General features: G+C 39.9%; 17 protein-coding genes and 1 tRNA gene. 10 read left to right on the top strand and 8 right to left on the bottom strand.

What is annotated here, in order from left to right; all coding sequences use genetic code 11:
* The first annotated feature begins 125 nt into the window (after positions 1 to 125).
* Together FHS10_RS07530 and FHS10_RS07525 are read left to right on the top strand one after the other, a co-directional pair.
* Complete coding sequence (locus tag FHS10_RS07530; RefSeq protein ID WP_259089086.1) at positions 126 to 830, top strand: hypothetical protein; 705 nt, start codon at positions 126 to 128, stop codon at positions 828 to 830.
* A gap of 83 nt (positions 831 to 913) precedes the next feature.
* Positions 914 to 1351, top strand: coding sequence for a hypothetical protein (locus tag FHS10_RS07525; protein WP_259089085.1), 438 nt, complete (start codon positions 914 to 916; stop codon positions 1349 to 1351).
* A gap of 55 nt (positions 1352 to 1406) precedes the next feature.
* On the opposite strand, the gene FHS10_RS07520 is transcribed toward FHS10_RS07525, so the two are convergent.
* The 3 genes from FHS10_RS07520 to FHS10_RS07510 all read right to left on the bottom strand — a co-directional run bounded on the left by FHS10_RS07520 (position 1407) and on the right by FHS10_RS07510 (position 5071).
* Complete coding sequence (locus tag FHS10_RS07520) at positions 1407 to 3224, bottom strand: DNA polymerase III subunit gamma/tau (RefSeq protein WP_259089084.1); 1818 nt, start codon at positions 3222 to 3224, stop codon at positions 1407 to 1409.
* A 73-nt stretch (positions 3225 to 3297) separates the two neighbouring features.
* Entirely contained in the window at positions 3298 to 3534 is a 237-nt protein-coding gene (locus tag FHS10_RS07515; RefSeq protein WP_259089083.1) for a hypothetical protein, read from the bottom strand.
* Positions 3535 to 3613: 79 nt separating this feature from the next.
* Positions 3614 to 5071 carry a capsule assembly Wzi family protein gene (locus FHS10_RS07510; RefSeq protein WP_259089082.1) on the bottom strand — a complete coding sequence of 486 codons (1458 nt, stop codon included), beginning with the start codon at positions 5069 to 5071 and terminating at the stop codon, positions 3614 to 3616.
* A 364-nt stretch (positions 5072 to 5435) separates the two neighbouring features.
* Between FHS10_RS07510 and rpsF the strand changes: the two genes are divergently transcribed.
* The 5 genes from rpsF (at position 5436) to FHS10_RS07485 (ending at position 7971) form a co-directional block, all read left to right on the top strand.
* Positions 5436 to 5801 (top strand): 30S ribosomal protein S6, encoded by a 366-nt coding sequence (gene rpsF, locus FHS10_RS07505; RefSeq protein ID WP_259089081.1) that lies wholly within the window; start codon positions 5436 to 5438, stop codon positions 5799 to 5801.
* Complete coding sequence (gene rpsR / locus FHS10_RS07500; RefSeq protein ID WP_022833472.1) at positions 5801 to 6064, top strand: 30S ribosomal protein S18; 264 nt, start codon at positions 5801 to 5803, stop codon at positions 6062 to 6064. The genes rpsF and rpsR overlap by 1 nt, the downstream gene beginning before the upstream one ends.
* A 15-nt stretch (positions 6065 to 6079) precedes the next feature.
* Positions 6080 to 6523, top strand: coding sequence for a 50S ribosomal protein L9 (gene rplI / locus FHS10_RS07495; protein ID WP_259089080.1), 444 nt, complete (start codon positions 6080 to 6082; stop codon positions 6521 to 6523).
* A gap of 131 nt (positions 6524 to 6654) precedes the next feature.
* Entirely contained in the window at positions 6655 to 7404 is a 750-nt protein-coding gene (gene mtgA / locus FHS10_RS07490) for a monofunctional biosynthetic peptidoglycan transglycosylase (RefSeq protein WP_259089079.1), read from the top strand.
* A 24-nt stretch (positions 7405 to 7428) separates the two neighbouring features.
* Positions 7429 to 7971, top strand: coding sequence for a hypothetical protein (locus FHS10_RS07485; RefSeq protein WP_259089078.1), 543 nt, complete (start codon positions 7429 to 7431; stop codon positions 7969 to 7971).
* Position 7972: 1 nt separating this feature from the next.
* On the opposite strand, the gene FHS10_RS07480 is transcribed toward FHS10_RS07485, so the two are convergent.
* Positions 7973 to 8584 (bottom strand): YdeI/OmpD-associated family protein, encoded by a 612-nt coding sequence (locus FHS10_RS07480; RefSeq protein WP_259089077.1) that lies wholly within the window; start codon positions 8582 to 8584, stop codon positions 7973 to 7975.
* Between the two features lie 56 nt (positions 8585 to 8640).
* Positions 8641 to 9126, bottom strand: coding sequence for an ABC transporter ATPase (locus FHS10_RS07475; protein ID WP_259089076.1), 486 nt, complete (start codon positions 9124 to 9126; stop codon positions 8641 to 8643).
* 45 nt (positions 9127 to 9171) lie between these two features.
* On the opposite strand from FHS10_RS07475, the gene FHS10_RS07470 reads away from it, so the two are divergent.
* Positions 9172 to 9654 (top strand): hypothetical protein, encoded by a 483-nt coding sequence (locus FHS10_RS07470; protein WP_259089075.1) that lies wholly within the window; start codon positions 9172 to 9174, stop codon positions 9652 to 9654.
* On the opposite strand, the gene FHS10_RS07465 is transcribed toward FHS10_RS07470, so the two are convergent.
* From FHS10_RS07465 to FHS10_RS07455, 3 genes are read right to left on the bottom strand one after another with little or no spacing between them, the layout of a single operon-like run.
* A complete protein-coding gene (locus tag FHS10_RS07465) occupies positions 9649 to 10437 on the bottom strand; it encodes a (Fe-S)-binding protein (RefSeq protein ID WP_259089074.1) in 789 nt (262 codons plus the stop codon). The genes FHS10_RS07470 and FHS10_RS07465 overlap by 6 nt on opposite strands.
* A 22-nt stretch (positions 10438 to 10459) precedes the next feature.
* Positions 10460 to 10900, bottom strand: coding sequence for a DUF2750 domain-containing protein (locus FHS10_RS07460; protein ID WP_259089073.1), 441 nt, complete (start codon positions 10898 to 10900; stop codon positions 10460 to 10462).
* Positions 10901 to 10931: 31 nt separating this feature from the next.
* Positions 10932 to 12233 carry a 4Fe-4S dicluster domain-containing protein gene (locus FHS10_RS07455; protein ID WP_259089072.1) on the bottom strand — a complete coding sequence of 434 codons (1302 nt, stop codon included), beginning with the start codon at positions 12231 to 12233 and terminating at the stop codon, positions 10932 to 10934.
* Positions 12234 to 12440: 207 nt separating this feature from the next.
* On the opposite strand from FHS10_RS07455, the gene FHS10_RS07450 reads away from it, so the two are divergent.
* Positions 12441 to 12513, top strand: a tRNA-Phe gene (locus tag FHS10_RS07450).
* Positions 12514 to 13917: 1404 nt separating this feature from the next.
* The gene (locus FHS10_RS07445) at positions 13918 to 15138 is read left to right on the top strand and encodes an alpha/beta hydrolase (RefSeq protein ID WP_259089071.1); all 1221 of its coding nucleotides are present in this window, start codon (positions 13918 to 13920) and stop codon (positions 15136 to 15138) included.
* Positions 15139 to 15389: the final 251 nt, after the last annotated feature.

The following is a 15389-nucleotide window of genomic DNA, read 5'->3' as shown; positions in this document are numbered from 1 at the left end:
ATTGCCTTTTAGTGACGATTTATTGCTACAGTTTATTGTTTTTATAAACTTTGATGCTATTTTTATAAAATTAAACGTTAGTAACCCAAACAGTACCTTAACCCCAGGTAACTGTTGCTTATATTATGATAAAAAACATAACAAAAACGCTGTTCATATTCTTCTTGTGTACAACCTCATTTTGGGCTAAAGCTCAAATTGGCTATGATTATGCACAGTATGATGTAGGTACAGCTGTAGGAGTTAACGTTGCCGCAATGGCCGACGTAAATACGCTTACGGTTACACCATCTGTTCATTTTAACTTTAACTATAACCAGAGTCCGTTTGTTAACTACGTGTTTGAATTACAAGTTGGTCGCCTTGAGGGTGGCACCCTTGCATCATCATCGGGCAGAAAATTTGAAAACCATTTTACATCTTTTTTATTCAGGGGCCAGTTACAGGCGGGTGAACTTGTGGACTACTCAAGCAGCCCGTTTTTAAACGCGGTGAAAAATCTATATGTGTCTGGCGGTATTGGCTATGTTGTAAATCATATTGTTTATAAAAGCCTTGATAAACGCGATCCTACTTATGCTACAGGTGATAACAACGCACAAACTCCGTTTTTACCGTTAAGGTTAGGGTATGAATTTAAAATATATAATGATTTTAACCAACCCAGTGTTAAAATAGATATAGGCTACCAATATAATTACATATTTGGCGATGAACTTGACGGATATAAAACAGCAGCAAGCAATAATGATGCTTACGCACAATTTACTATTGGCGTAAAATTTGCTATTGGCGGCGTAACATCATACCGTAAACAGATTCATTACTAATTTCCCTCCATCGCATTTTTATTGGTGGCTATTGATTTTTTGGCAGGGTTTTTACTGTATATTTAATATAAAATACAAAACCTATGAGCAACCAGAACATTAACCCCGACTATGACGACGATGACGCTTTAACAGACGATACTAATGACCGCGACAGGACATTAAAAGATGAATTAGGCGAAACAATTGACAAGGAAGATCTTAATTATAATGCCGACGACGACAGCTTTGAGTATGACGTAAAAAGCGACGATCCGGATTATGATCATCCCGATCCCTATAAAACCTCAGTTAAAAACGGCGAGGATATGAACTCCACTTACGATGAGGCTAACCCATATGACGCCGCCGATGGTGAATATAGCAGCAAAAGGTCAATAGAAACAGATGTTGATGAACTTGGCATGCACGTGGATGATGGCGATATTGTTGAAGTTGACCCTGCAGACGCTGCACTGGCGCATACACCCGAAGATGACCGCGATGACCTTGATGAAGAAGGATATCCCAAGAATATATAAGGGAGTAGTGGGAGATCAATTATGAGTCGAAAATTCGGGCACTCACCGCTCGCTATTAATCAAAATCAAGATTAAAGCGATTACGTAAATCCATCAGGTCTGGATGGCGATTAGCCATGTATTGAAATTTCTCTATAGCTGTATATGGTTTACGTACCACTTTTTGCTCATCTACACGTGCATGTACTTCTATGCTAAAATTATTGAGTTTACTTCTCAAAAAGTTGTGCATTTCAGGCCGTTCCTCCTTAAATAAGTTTTCCTGTACCATATTACCCACTACAACCTCAAATTCATAAGGTCTTATCATCCGGGGTGCATTGGATGTAAATATGGTAACCAGGTTCTTTTTGCCATCTGCCTTAACCTTGGCTGCAAAATCGCTCCAATGCTTTAAAAAGTCGTCCATGGTAAAATCCTGTCGGGCCTCACCTTTTAAATATGGATCTTCTTCCTCAAGTATTTCTTCCTCGGTTTTAGCTATATCGGTTAAAGATGGGGTTAAAGTTGAACTGCGAGGCATTAACACTGGTGGCCTTGGGGTTACCACAGGACTTGGTTGCGCTTCTTTAACCGGAACAGATTGCACCGGCGTGGCCGGTTGCCCGTTGGCAATGGGGGTGGTTTTATTATAAACCGGCTGAGCATCACTCAAAACCCTTGTTTCAACTACCGAATTATCACTACTTACGGGTGCTATTGCTGGGGTATCAGGTTTTTTTTTTAATGGCCCTTCGTTAGTGGACGTTCCATTGAGCGGCGTTATGGCCATATTAAAGGCCGAAGGCAGGTGGCACATTTTGAGTAGAGCGAGTTCAACCTGCAAGCGTTGGTTTTTACTTAGCTTATAGCTTATATCGCACTGATTGGCAATATTCATAGCGGATAACAGGAACGATACAGAACCGGCCTGCGATTGCTGAAGATATTTGCTTTTAATACCCTCGCTTACTTCCAGCAATTTTAAAGTAGATTGATCTTTACTTACCAGCAGGTTACGGAAGTGTTCACTTAAACCGGCTATAAAATGTGCACCATCAAATCCGCGTGAAAGGATCTCATCAAAAAACAGCAATACTTTAGCTGTATCTTCTTTAAGCAAACTTTCGGTTATGTTAAAATAGTAATCGTAATCAAGTATGTTAAGGTTATCAATAACAGATCGGTAAGTAACCTTGCCGCCAGAGAAACTAACGATCTGATCAAACATCGATAACGCATCTCTTAAACCGCCATCGGCCTTTTGAGCAATGATATGCAATCCATCGGGTTCATAGCTGATGCTTTCTTTACCTGCTATAGATGCCAGATGAGCGGCCATATCATCAACCTTAATCCGGTTAAAATCAAAAATCTGGCAACGGGATAATATTGTTGGAAGTATCTTGTGTTTCTCTGTTGTGGCTAATATAAAAATAGCGTAATGAGGTGGCTCTTCCAGCGTTTTAAGGAAGGCATTAAAAGCCGCCTGTGATAGCATGTGCACCTCATCAATAATGTATACCTTGTAACGGGCTGCCTGAGGTGGTATACGTACCTGTTCAATTAAACTACGAATATCATCAACCGAGTTATTTGACGCGGCATCAAGTTCATGAACATTAAAAGAATTACCATTTTCAAAGGCTTTACAGCTTGGGCATTCGCCACAGGCTTCGCCATTGGGTTGCAAATTGGTGCAGTTAATGGTTTTTGCAAGGATGCGCGCACAGGTAGTTTTGCCCACACCCCGCGGACCACAGAACAAAAATGCCTGCGCCAGCTGGTTATTTTTAATGGCGTTTTTGAGCGTGTTGGTTATATGTTGCTGACCAACAACCGTTTCAAAAGTAGCCGGGCGATACTTACGGGCCGAAACAATGAAATTATCCACAGCACGAAGTTAACAAGAAAATGCCTTATGTTAAAACGGCAAGCGGGCTATTGTTAATATAAAATTACCAACATTATTGAAGGTCGTCATCCGGCAGGTGGTCATCATCTTCCGGGTCGGGCTCGCCGATGTCGTCGCCTGCCTGTATTTCATGCAGATCGTCCTCGGCATCAAGCTGGTCATCGAAATCTTCATCGTCCTCGTCCTCCCAATCGCCTTCAATATCATCGTCTTCGCGCGGAGATAGCAGCACTACCCTGGCAAAATCCTGCTCGGCGGCATTACCGTTCAAACTCTTGATAAAATTCATAGTTGATTATTTTAAATAAGTTGCTGCCAATTTACGTTTATGTTTGCCCATTACATGTATTTCAAATACTGCATCTTTTCTATAAAAAGGTTTTTGATGCCTTTAAAATGATACCAAACGAATTGTAAAGCAGGCCGCCACGATCATAGCCTATATTATAGCCCACATTATATCCATTTTTTAATGGCCTCAGCCCTTCAATATAACCAGAATATTGATGAACCTTTTTAAAGGTGCCATATTTACCTGGTGTTCTTATCGCCCCGTCAACCCCGCGATACAATTCTGTGCCGGTTGCGAAAGTGCCCTGATTTTGTGAATAGGACAATTTATAAGTATACAACCAGTTAAACATATAGAATTGAGCCGCTGTGTGTAAAGCCAAAACGCGGTTATTTATAAAAAATTGATTGGAAGCCCGAGCTAAATCGCCCCTTGCATCATTTCTACTGGTAATAAATGGCGTGCCCAGGCCTATATTATTATAAGCCCACCCCTCAGTATAAACATCATTATTATAATAGTTTTCGGCACCGGAACTTGTGCGTTTAGAGCCTAAGCCCCCTGCTTGATTAGCTGTATATAAAAGTTCAAATAAAAACTTTTTCCAATGAAAAGAGCCAGAGTTTGGAAGAGTATTAGCGATAGTGATACCGTTTAAACCATCGGCAATATTAGCTAAATGACTTAAAGCACCTATATCATAAAGATTTTGCCTATATAAAGATAGATTGAAACTATCAAATCTATATTCAGCCCCTATATCAACTGACCCTAAATGATTACCAACTTTAGATCCTCCCCTATATGCCTTGCCTGTTAATACGTACCAATAAGCATCAATTGAGTTTAAATTAAAAAATGTGGAATAAGCTTGTTTTTCTGCCCCCCATTGAACTTCATGATTGTAACCCACATCAATTTTAAAACGCCAGGCAGGTTTTCCAATTCTAAAATAAAAGTAGTTTTCAAGATAATAGCTATTAAAATTGATTGGTTTGTTTTTATAAACTGCGTCTACATTCCCCAGGTAACCATTGTACAAGCCGGCTTTAACTGCAAATAATTTACCCCAAACCGGTATACTATAATAATCAGGAATACCAATACCTATTTTGGGTACACCCAAGGCATTACCCGAAACAGCAAACGACCCTGACGACAGCGTAGAATCGGCAAGACCAACAACATCCTTTGATCGCCCGGCTTTTAATTCAAAAATTCCGGCCCGTGCTTTTACCAGCCCCTCAACTAAAATAAACTGCCCCGTTCGGCCTAAATTCCCTCGCCCCTCAAAGGAGGCAGCCCAACTAAATGTTTTAGTGGTATCATAATCTTTGCGAATGCGGGCAATCAGGCTGCCAGACCCACCCGGGAGAGGCACGCTGCCATATTGATTTGACCTTAGCCAAAATGGGACAGCGTCATTTGTAGTAACAATACCCTGTGTTTCTAAACTAACATGAACTTCTTTTTCCTGGGCAATCAAAGTTGAATAAAAAAATAATGCTATTACAAAAAACGAAAGTTTCTTCATATTTAAAGTATTGTTTGCAAAGAGGACGAATAAATTTTCTCCGTAGTTAATATCTCAATTTTAACATAAACATAACGTTAACTTTTAAACAATATTTTTTTAATAAAAAAAACATTCTATCATTACTAATATCACAATAAATATACAGAATTAACTTTCACCAAAAGTTCCACATTTACAACACTTTAACTATTGTGAAAAAAATGTATCAATACTGTGAAATTTTCACAGTATCTATTAGATAGCGCCCCTCCCCAATGCGTCCTTAATTTTTAATGGAATCAGAATTTTTATTTTCAAATATTATCGCTACATTTGCAGCCCCGTAATAGCGGGGTAATTAATTAAAAATCAAAGTATAATAATGCAACAGTACGAAATCGTGATCGTTCTAACCCCGTTGTTATCAGTAGAGGTTGCTGCAGAGGCCAACGCCAAATTCAGCAAAATTTTAACTGATGGCGGAGCCGAAATTGTCCAGGAGGATAATTGGGGTTTGAGAAAATTAGCGTACCCTATTCAAAAGAAAACTACAGGGTACTATCACTTAACTGAATTTAAGGCTCCAGGTGAATTAATTAACAAATTGGAGGTTGAGTTAAGGCGCGATGAGCGTGTTTTGCGTTTCCTTACCATTGCTTTGGATAAACATGCCATTGCTTACAATGACAAAAAACGCAGCGGTGCTTTTAACAAAAAACCTAAAGCAACAGAGGAGGCAGCAAACTAATGGCAAACGAACAAATTAAATACGTTACCGCTCCAAAAGTGGAGGATAACCGTAAAAAATACTGCCGTTTCAAAAAGAATGGTATTAAGTATATCGATTACAAAGACGCTAACTTTTTGTTGAAGTTCATTAACGATCAGGGTAAAGTATTACCACGTCGTTTAACCGGTACTTCATTGAAATTTCAGCGTAAAGTGGCTCAAGCTGTTAAACGTGCACGCCACATTGGTTTATTACCTTACGTTACAGATTCATTAAAATAATAGGAGATTTAAGAAATGGAAGTTATTTTAAAACAAGATGTAAAAAACCTGGGTGATAAAGACGATGTAGTAAACGTTAAACCAGGGTATGGCCGTAACTACCTTTTACCTAAAGGCTACGCCATATTAGCTACTCCAAGCGCACGAAAAGTTTTAGCTGAAAACTTGAAACAAGCTCAGTTTAAACAAGAAAAAATCCGCAAGGATGCCGATGCGATTGCTGCACGTTTAGAAGGTGTTAAACTTAACATTGGCGCTAAAGCCGGTGAAAGCGGAAAAATCTTCGGTGCCATCAATACCATCCAAATTGCTGATGCGTTGAAAAAAGAAGGTTTTGATGTTGATCGTCGTCGTATCACTTTTGACCAGGAGCCTAAGTTTGTTGGTGATTACATCGCAAACGTTAACCTGCACAAAGAAGTTAAGGTACAAGTTCCTTTCTCAGTAGTAGCTGAGTAATTATTTATTTCGGAAGTCGGATTTCCGATTTCGGATTTAAATTTTAAATATAGAATTTAGAGGTGTTTTGCATTTGCAAAGCACCTTTTTTTATAGCGGTAATATTAACGTCAGCATACCCGGTAATTTAAATGCATACAACTAAGAACTCAAATACCAAAAGTTCAAATTCAAGAAAAAAAGGTGGCAAATTCAGCGGCATTATCAGGTTGGCTTTAAGGATAGTTAAACTGACTTTTATTTTATTTTTTGGTCTTAGTTTATTTGGCGTGCTCCTGTACCGTTTTGTTCCCCCGCCGTTTACCTGGCTAATGATTGAGCGTGGGTTTCAGCAAAAAGCCCGTGGTAAAGATTGGAAAATAGATAAGCACTGGAAAAGCTTTGATGACATATCTGACAATATGAAACGCGCGGCGGTAGCTGCAGAAGATCAGACTTTTTTAGAGCATCACGGTTTCGATTTCCATGCGATAGAAAAAGCTATCGAAAAAAACTCGCATAGCAAAAAACTGATAGGTGGCAGTACCATATCACAGCAGGTTGCCAAAAACGTTTTTCTTTGGGAAGAGCGTTCTTTGTTACGAAAAGGTGTCGAAGCTTACTTCACCGTGCTGATAGAAGTTTTTTGGAGCAAAAAGCGCATTATGGAGATTTACCTCAACGAGATTGAAATGGGCGATGGTATTTATGGCATTGAAGCGGCATCGCAAGCGTATTTTCATAAACCGGCCTCTGATCTTACCAAGCATGAAGCAGCTGCGATAGCGGTAATCTTCCCAAGTCCGCTCAGATGGTCGGCAACCAATCCTACCCAATATTTAAAACACAGACAGTATTTGATCATGAAGAATATGAAAAGACTGGGACCATTGGATTTTTAGAAGCCGGAGTATTAATTACGGATTATGTTTGAAAAGATAGATTTTAAAAGATCAATAGCCAGCCTAAAAATTAAATGGGAGGATAATGGCTTTTTAAACCGCTATTCCGGTTTAATCATGTTTCCTTTAATATCTATCGTGGTTGCTATTGCATTTGTACTAACAAGCATCAACATTATATCCATTTTAAGCTTCTTGGGGGCCGTTGTATTTCTGATAATCTGGATTTACTATACCCGGAGTAACGATAAACTTATCATAGTAAACTTTCAGGGTTCGACTACAGACTTAAGGAAGCTGATTGAATTTGAGTTAAAACAAACTGGCTGGCAGGTTTTCAGATCGAACGCCCAGTTTATTACGGCACATAAAGCAGGATCGTGGTTGGTAGGAAGTAAAATGGCTGTTTTATTTCACAAAGATTCAATTTTTATTAATGCACAAAATCAAGATGGGTTTCGGGGATATTTTCCATTCTCTTTTGGCAGAAATAAAAAGCTAACCAATCAGTTGGTTATTCTTATCAACTCAATTCAACCTAATCTAACTCAATCAACCACTCTCTAACCTATTTATATTTCCAATGCCTTGATTTGCCCTCAGCAATCCATTCTGCGGCGGTTTCCATCCGCTTTTGACGGGTAGCATCAGTTTTGGCATCTACAATCCACTGCACGTATTCTTTTTTATGCGAATAGCTTGATCTATCGAAGTTAAGGCTGGCGTTGGGATAAGCCTTTAAAAACGCTGTGAAGTAATCAGGGATAACCAGTTCGGCCTTAGGAGCCGTCGCTTTTCTTTCTGCCGCTGGTGTTTTTTTGCCGCTTTCATTTAAGGCAATAGCCTGGCGAATAAAATCCTGTAAGATTTCTTTGGATGGGAGGTCTTCTACTTTGGCTATCCGGCCAAAACTGCCGGCAGCGCCGTCACCAATACTTAACGCGTTATGGGGATCATTTAATAAGGTTGCTTTCCAAAAACCGAACGAGCAGTGCTCTTTAAAAGCCGCCATCTGGCAAACAGGTCCTTTATAGTCAAAAAAAGGAAAACCCCATTTCACTGTCTCCATCAACAACGGTGATGTTTCATGAACAAGTTCTCTGATGTATTCGAGGATGGGTTTCGCAAATTCAGGAGCCTTTTCAATAAAGGCATCTACCCTGTTATCATATTGTTCCATAAAATAAATTTAGAAACAATTAGGTTATCTACAAAGTTGAACAAGCCTTATTAATCTCAGGCATTAACCAAATCCCTGAATAACTGTATATGCCAGCTGTTTTTAAACGGCACTTCCCACTTGCTTTCCAGTTCACTTAAGTTTTGCACCATATTGTTGTATACAATGGTTTCGGTGTTTATTTTGCCTTGTTTCAATAAGTCTTCAAAGGCATGGCGCGGCTGTGATAATACCTCCTCACCTTCACGATAGGCCAGGTTAAACCTATCAAACAGGTTGATACTGAAATGCTGCTCAATCTCCTTCATAAAATGAACTGATTTATCTATGGAACAACCAGTTGCTCCTGCCTGGCTTTCGTCAACAATCAGTACTAAAAACCGGTTATACCGCACCTCTCCCTTTGCCTGTAGCTGGTTGTTATGAGCCGTCCATCCGGTGGTAAAATTATTTAGCGCCGATTGAATTTGTTGTACTTCCTGATCGGTCAATTTCCTGTCCGATTGATAGATCCAAACTCTTGAGTGTTGAGAAAATTCCATTTACAAAAATATCAATTTATTAACTTAGGGTAACAATTTGTTGTCATGAAAACATCACTTATGCCATCAATTAAAAAAACGATCCTCATTTTGGCACTATTGGGCTGTAGCGGCTTAATTTACGGCTTCGGGCCTGGTTTTGATGAGGTTCAGTGGCTTAGCTGGAGTAACAAATGCCTGTTTGAATCATATGCCCCACCTGTTGATGCCAAACTAAAAAAATGGGAACTTAACCTCACCAACGATTATTTTTTACGTTTAAGGAAAACTTATCAACATGGTAACCAGGAATATTTTTCGTTCAACTTACACCGGTTAAATAACATCGAATACCTGGGTAGCGACACTACCGGTACCCTTAAATTCAGCACCATCGCCGACGATATTATTGTGCAAACCTACGACGATCCAAAGGGCGATCTTGACTCTATGGCTACCTCATTTGAACTACCGGTAAGAAACATGAACCCGGCGCGGTTGGACAGTCTGAAAAACGCGTTGAACTATTTTAAAGCAAAAGGATTATAAGCCATTTGCCCTCACCGTAATTTCGGCAATATCCAGCACCTTTATCTCCTGTTCTTTATTTTGATGTTTTACGCCATCGGTCAGCATGGTCATGCAAAACGGGCAGGCCGAAGCTACCACTTGTGCCTTACTCTCTATCACATCCTCTATCCGTTCTATGTTGATGTCTTTTCTACCGGCCTCGGGTTCTTTAAACATCTGGCCGCCGCCAGCACCGCAGCACAGGCCGCTTGAGCGGCACCTTTTCATTTCAACAAGCTCGGCATCCAAAATCTCTAAAGCGGCGCGTGGGGCCTCGTAAACGCTGTTACCGCGACCAAGATAGCAGGGGTCATGAAAGGTGATCTTTTTCCCTTTAAAACTTTCACCGCCTTCGGCCTTTAGTTTTCCCTCGTCAATAAGCTGCTGAATAAGCTGCGAGTGGTGAATCACTTCGTAGTTACCACCAAGGCCCGGATATTCGTTTTTAATGGTATTAAAACAATGCGGGCAGCCGGTAACTATCTTTTTTATGTTATACCCATCCAGTACAGCAATATTGTTCATGGCCATCATCTGGAACAGAAACTCATTGCCTGCACGTTTTGCCGGATCCCCGGTGCAGCTCTCCTCGGTACCCAAAACAGCGTAGCTGATACCTACGTGCTGCAGTATCTTACAGATATCGCGGGTAATCTTCTGTGCCCGCTCGTCAAAACTACCTGCGCAGCCAACCCAGAACAATATTTCGGGTTCTTTACCTTCAGCGGCCAGTTCGGCCATAGTGGGGATTTTTAGGTCCATTGTTTAAGCTTTGCTTTATAATTTAATCAAACGGTTCGCTAATCTCTGTTATAAACTCGTTGATACTACTGTAGTTTTTAAAAGTAATTGCTGAATTGATGGCGCTTAACCTGTTCAGGATATCAAGCGCAACGTTTAATGTATCAGCTTCTTTACCAATCATCGTTGCATCCCAGTTGATACCGGCTAACGTTCCGTTTTCGGCCATACCTACACACCAGTTCTCTAAAAATTCGGCTAAAGGTATTTCAGTCGGCGTAAAACTGCGCCAATCATCCCGGGCACAAATCTTAGCCAGGGCTCGGTCTGACCAAAACGGGACTACTCCAACCTCTTCATCGTGCTGAGCGTGCGAATTGGCCCAACCTTGTTTGCTCGTAAGCGCCCACACCAGTTTTGTTGCGGCTACCCGTTCTACAAATAGCTGATATTTCAATTCTATCGCGGCAGTATCTTGTGACATTCTATTATATTTTTCTAAACAGCCCACAGGCTTATTCATTATTTGCCCAGTTCAATCTATCTGCCTGGCTGTATTTCCAGGGGGCTCCGTTATTTTCAACATTGCCAAACATATTATTCAGGCTGGCCGGGGCCTGTGATTCTTCCATTACCGCGTACCTGCGCATTTCGGTTATGATCTCTAAAGGGTTAATATTAACCGGGCAGGCTTCTACACAGGCATTACAGGAGGTACAGGCCCACAATTCTTCGCGCGTAATGTAGTTATCCAGCAAAGTTTTGGCATCGTCATAATCCTTGCCATGCTTATCTAAGTTGTTGCCTACTTCGGTGATCCTATCCCGGGTATCCATCATAATTTTGCGTGGCGATAGCAGCTTACCCGTAATATTTGCCGGGCATACCGATGTACACCTCCCGCACTCGGTACAGGTATAAGCTTCCATCAGGTTTTTCCAGGTAAGATCAGTTACATCTTTAACACCAAACCGCGCTGGCTCGCCGGTATTTTCGGGTACAAAAGAAGGATCAAGCATCGCCTTTACCTCATTGGTTACCGATGCCATATTGGTGAATTTTCCCTTAGGATTTAAATTGGAATAATAAACATTAGGAAAAGCCAGCAGGATGTGAAAATGCTTGGAATATGGCAGGTAGTTTAAAAATGCCAGTATCCCGATGATGTGAAACCACCAGCAACCACGCTCCAACATTATTAATGCGCGTGCTCCACCTGGCAGTATTGGGGCGATAAATGAACTTACCGGAAAACTGCCTGCTTTAACGTAATGCTCAAAATGTAAAAGCTGTAATTTATAGTCGGCCGCGTTCATGGTTAAAAAGGCGGTCATGAGCAGTATTTCTATACAAAGAATATAGTTAGCATCAGATTTTGGCCATTGGGTCATCTCGGTGCCCGAAAAGCGCTTTAAACGGACAATGTTACGTCGGCATAAGAAAACAACACAGGCAATGAGCACCAAAAGAGCTAATACCTCAAAACTACCAATCAGCAGTCCGTATAAATTACCCAGCGGAGCCGAAAAAACACGATGCGAGCCAAATACTCCATCTATCATGATCTCCAATACTTCCAGGTTGATGATGATAAACCCAACATAAATAAAAAAGTGCATTACGGCAGCAACCGGGCGTTTTACCATTTTGCTTTGCCCTAAAGCAACTTTGGCCATAGTTTTCCAGCGCAGGGCGGGCTGATCTGTTCTGTCAACATCCTTCCCCAACAATATGTTGCGCCTTATTTTACCTGCGTTTTTGGTAAACAGGTAAATTGCCGCTCCTAAAATGATAATAAATATAGCCTGTGCAATCATTATGCGTGCATAGTATTTATTTCAAAGTTAAATGAATTGTTGACACCGAAAAAAAAATTGTAAGCTAAAAAAAATATTACAGCTAAGTAATTGATTTATTGACAGATTGTTTAAAACAGGTGCATCCATCAGAAAAAATTAAGCTTTTTTTGAAAAAATAATTTTCATAACCGAAAAAGAAAGCTACATTTGCACTCCCGAAAACGAGGTATCATAGCTCAGTCGGTAGAGCAAAGGACTGAAAATCCTTGTGTCGCTGGTTCGATCCCAGCTGATACCACACTTTCAAAGCCTCTTAGTTAATTCTAAGGGGCTTTTTTTATGGGTAAAAGTGCCATTACAAGCCAAAAACGCAGTTTTTAATAAATTTAATTGTTAATTAACAGTTTCTGTGATAATTCTAATTTCAGCTTTCTGATTTGTATTTCGCTTGTTTTAATGGTGATTTGGCGCACTTTGGATCGTTTAGCTTTCAAATTTACCTGTAATTCCTGTCTTGATTCCATATCCTTGCTGTTTAAGTGAATAAATAATTATGGTGCATCTACAGGTTTATGGATTGAACTAAATGCAAGGAGGAACGGAATAAATGTAAGGTTGTGCGGAGGGATTGTGTTTATGCCGGAAATTCCTTGCCATGTGTTCAACCTCACGCCTAACTTTGCTGAATAATTATTTCCTCACTATTCTATCTTTACTCTTATTTCATAAGCGACTCGTCTATAAAAAATAACATCTCTTGATTTGCCTCCATATATGTGGTATTAAGACAACTTTTGGCAGATGAATACCCAAACATATTCGGCTTAGATGCTATGTTACTAATATCTTTCGTGTGCTTGTCCTCTTTGTTCCCTCTATAATCATAGACCTTTAACGCGTACGCAGTAAGTGCATTCCATTTGCCTTCAGGGATAACTCCGAAAGAAAAGCTACCACCAATACTGCCGATTCCCACCTTAATGTCAGCTCCAAAAGCTGCTTGATATGCAGCAATTCCAACTTTGAGAGTTATGTGGTTTTTTATTGGGTCTTTATAATAGGTACTTGACGGCAATAAACTAACTACAGCTGAAGGATATGTTGCTTTAATAAATTCAGCTAATTGGTTAACTGTGTTTTCTGAAGTACATTCTATTTTGGAATTTTTCGTCAGCAGCCTTCCATCGAAAATAACGACGTCTAAAGTATCATGTTCAAGAAAATCCTTTCTCGGGGGTGATTAACTGATCTTTGGGACACCAGACGTATAGTTTTTGTGCGTAAATACAATTCGAGACAAAAAGCAAACCAATAGTTGCAAATCGGGCAGCGTTCTTCATTAAATATGTGAATAAGATTTAGGGTAAATGTAACCAGAAAAACTGTCCGCACTAATACTAAATCCTAAATTAAAACTTCGTTTCCTGCTACACTTTTCAAAAAAGAGGGTTTTTAACACCCTAAATATCAACTGTAGCAAATGAAAATATCGACTGAAAGTTAAGGTTAAATTGGCAATTACCAATTATCCCACTGTATTTGAAAGTAAAGCTTTCCATAAGCTGGAAGCTTAATATATTTTAGGTCTAAGTTATAAACGTAGACCAGTTGAGAATTCACTGAATTGAGGAATTCTTTAAATTTTTAAATTAAGTGGCCAGGAAAAACCTTATATTGGAGTGAATTCACCATTCCAAATCATATGAAATCCGGTTTCCTGAATAAGAATTTCACATTCATATTTTTTATTATACCGCTTTTTTGCTCATTTAAAGCAAATGCTCAAAAGGCAGAACCAATTAAGCCCGATCAGGGAGAAGTTGCAACGATACATTCAAACATTCTTAAAGAAGATCGAAGAATACTGATCTACACACCGAAAGATACTGCCAATCCTGAGAAAAAATACCCGGTGATCTATGTTCTGGATGCCGACAATCATTTCGCCCAGATGGTAGAATATTCTAAATACCTCAGCCGGCAAGATGTATTTGTTATGCCTCCACTGATTGTTGTAGGAATAATAAATACGGACCGTAACCGTGACCTTACTCCATCTCACAGCAACTCTGATTATTCTGGGAAACCGGATACCACGGCTAATTCACCGTATAAGAACAGCGGAGGAAATGAGCATTTTTTTCAATTCATTCAGAAAGAACTCATACCCTATGTCAATTCAAATTACAAAACCCAACCTTACCGCATTTTTGCGGGACACTCATTCGGAGCCCTGACAACCATCAATTGCCTGATTAATTATCCGGATATGTTCGACGCATACATTGCCGTAAGCCCATCCTTCTGGTGGGATCAGAAATTACTTCTGAAGCTCGCAGATAAAAAATTAAAAGCAGGATTAACTTTGTCGAAAGCGCTTTTTTTTAGCGATGGCAATGAAGATTCATCTTCACCTGGATCACCATTTCATACCAATGTCTTAAAATTTGATTCCTTGCTCAAAAAGCGAAACATCAAAGGATTAGATTTCGAATATATCCCCTATCCGAGTGAGAGTCATATGACTGTTCCTATTAAATCTTACTATGACGGACTTCGATTTATCTATCACCAATGGACGCTTCCTCCGGTAACTGATGAAAAGGTCGATCCTGAGATCATTATGAAACACTATAAAGGATTATCGCAAAGGTTTGGGTATCCGATTTTGCCTGACGAAGCATACTTCAACGACTGGGCACAATGGTTAGCAAAAAATCCGGCAACCCTAAACAATGGCATTAAGCTACTGGAAATGAATACAATTAATTACCCGTCTTCTTCAAAAGCCTTTGCGGCTTTGGGTGCAGCTTATGCTATGAAAGGAGAAAAGCAAAAAGCTATCGCTTCGTACAAAAAGGCCAGCGAGTTAAACCCCACGTCAAATGAAATTAAATCGCGTTTGCAGGAGTTGCAGAAATAATACAGGTAAGCCTTCTACCAGTTATAAAAGGTAGTATTAAAAATCTGCCACATTTACGATTTGAACCAAAAAGGTTATAAGTCCAAATCTTCGATTAAACACAAATCAGACAAGAAATAGTTCGAGATTTGTAAAGTCACCCCCCCTTTCAAAGTCCCTTAGTTAATTCTAAGGGGCTTTTTTATACTGAAAACGGCTCTAAATCCCCACCATCAAACAACTATCCCTACCAACGAAAATGAATGCGCGAA

Source organism: Mucilaginibacter dorajii, from assembly GCF_024808255.1.
In the GTDB taxonomy this organism is placed as follows: Bacteria; Bacteroidota; Bacteroidia; order Sphingobacteriales; family Sphingobacteriaceae; genus Mucilaginibacter; species Mucilaginibacter dorajii.
This window is presented reverse-complemented; position numbering and strand designations above follow the sequence as displayed.

What these genes read in the sequence shown, in the direction of transcription:
- FHS10_RS07485 (WP_259089078.1), top strand. Translation starts at nt 7,429, where the DNA reads ATGTTTGAAAAGATAGATTTTAAAAGATCAATAGCCAGCCTAAAAATT.
- FHS10_RS07525 (WP_259089085.1), top strand. Translation starts at nt 914, where the DNA reads ATGAGCAACCAGAACATTAACCCCGACTATGACGACGATGACGCTTTA.
- FHS10_RS07480 (WP_259089077.1), bottom strand. Translation starts at nt 8,584, where the DNA reads ATGGAACAATATGATAACAGGGTAGATGCCTTTATTGAAAAGGCTCCT.
- rpsF (WP_259089081.1), top strand. Translation starts at nt 5,436, where the DNA reads ATGCAACAGTACGAAATCGTGATCGTTCTAACCCCGTTGTTATCAGTA.
- FHS10_RS07455 (WP_259089072.1), bottom strand. Translation starts at nt 12,233, where the DNA reads ATGATTGCACAGGCTATATTTATTATCATTTTAGGAGCGGCAATTTAC.
- FHS10_RS07475 (WP_259089076.1), bottom strand. Translation starts at nt 9,126, where the DNA reads ATGGAATTTTCTCAACACTCAAGAGTTTGGATCTATCAATCGGACAGG.
- FHS10_RS07515 (WP_259089083.1), bottom strand. Translation starts at nt 3,534, where the DNA reads ATGAATTTTATCAAGAGTTTGAACGGTAATGCCGCCGAGCAGGATTTT.
- FHS10_RS07445 (WP_259089071.1), top strand. Translation starts at nt 13,918, where the DNA reads ATGAAATCCGGTTTCCTGAATAAGAATTTCACATTCATATTTTTTATT.
- FHS10_RS07470 (WP_259089075.1), top strand. Translation starts at nt 9,172, where the DNA reads ATGAAAACATCACTTATGCCATCAATTAAAAAAACGATCCTCATTTTG.
- mtgA (WP_259089079.1), top strand. Translation starts at nt 6,655, where the DNA reads ATGCATACAACTAAGAACTCAAATACCAAAAGTTCAAATTCAAGAAAA.
- FHS10_RS07510 (WP_259089082.1), bottom strand. Translation starts at nt 5,071, where the DNA reads ATGAAGAAACTTTCGTTTTTTGTAATAGCATTATTTTTTTATTCAACT.
- rplI (WP_259089080.1), top strand. Translation starts at nt 6,080, where the DNA reads ATGGAAGTTATTTTAAAACAAGATGTAAAAAACCTGGGTGATAAAGAC.
- FHS10_RS07530 (WP_259089086.1), top strand. Translation starts at nt 126, where the DNA reads ATGATAAAAAACATAACAAAAACGCTGTTCATATTCTTCTTGTGTACA.
- rpsR (WP_022833472.1), top strand. Translation starts at nt 5,801, where the DNA reads ATGGCAAACGAACAAATTAAATACGTTACCGCTCCAAAAGTGGAGGAT.
- FHS10_RS07460 (WP_259089073.1), bottom strand. Translation starts at nt 10,900, where the DNA reads ATGTCACAAGATACTGCCGCGATAGAATTGAAATATCAGCTATTTGTA.
- FHS10_RS07465 (WP_259089074.1), bottom strand. Translation starts at nt 10,437, where the DNA reads ATGGACCTAAAAATCCCCACTATGGCCGAACTGGCCGCTGAAGGTAAA.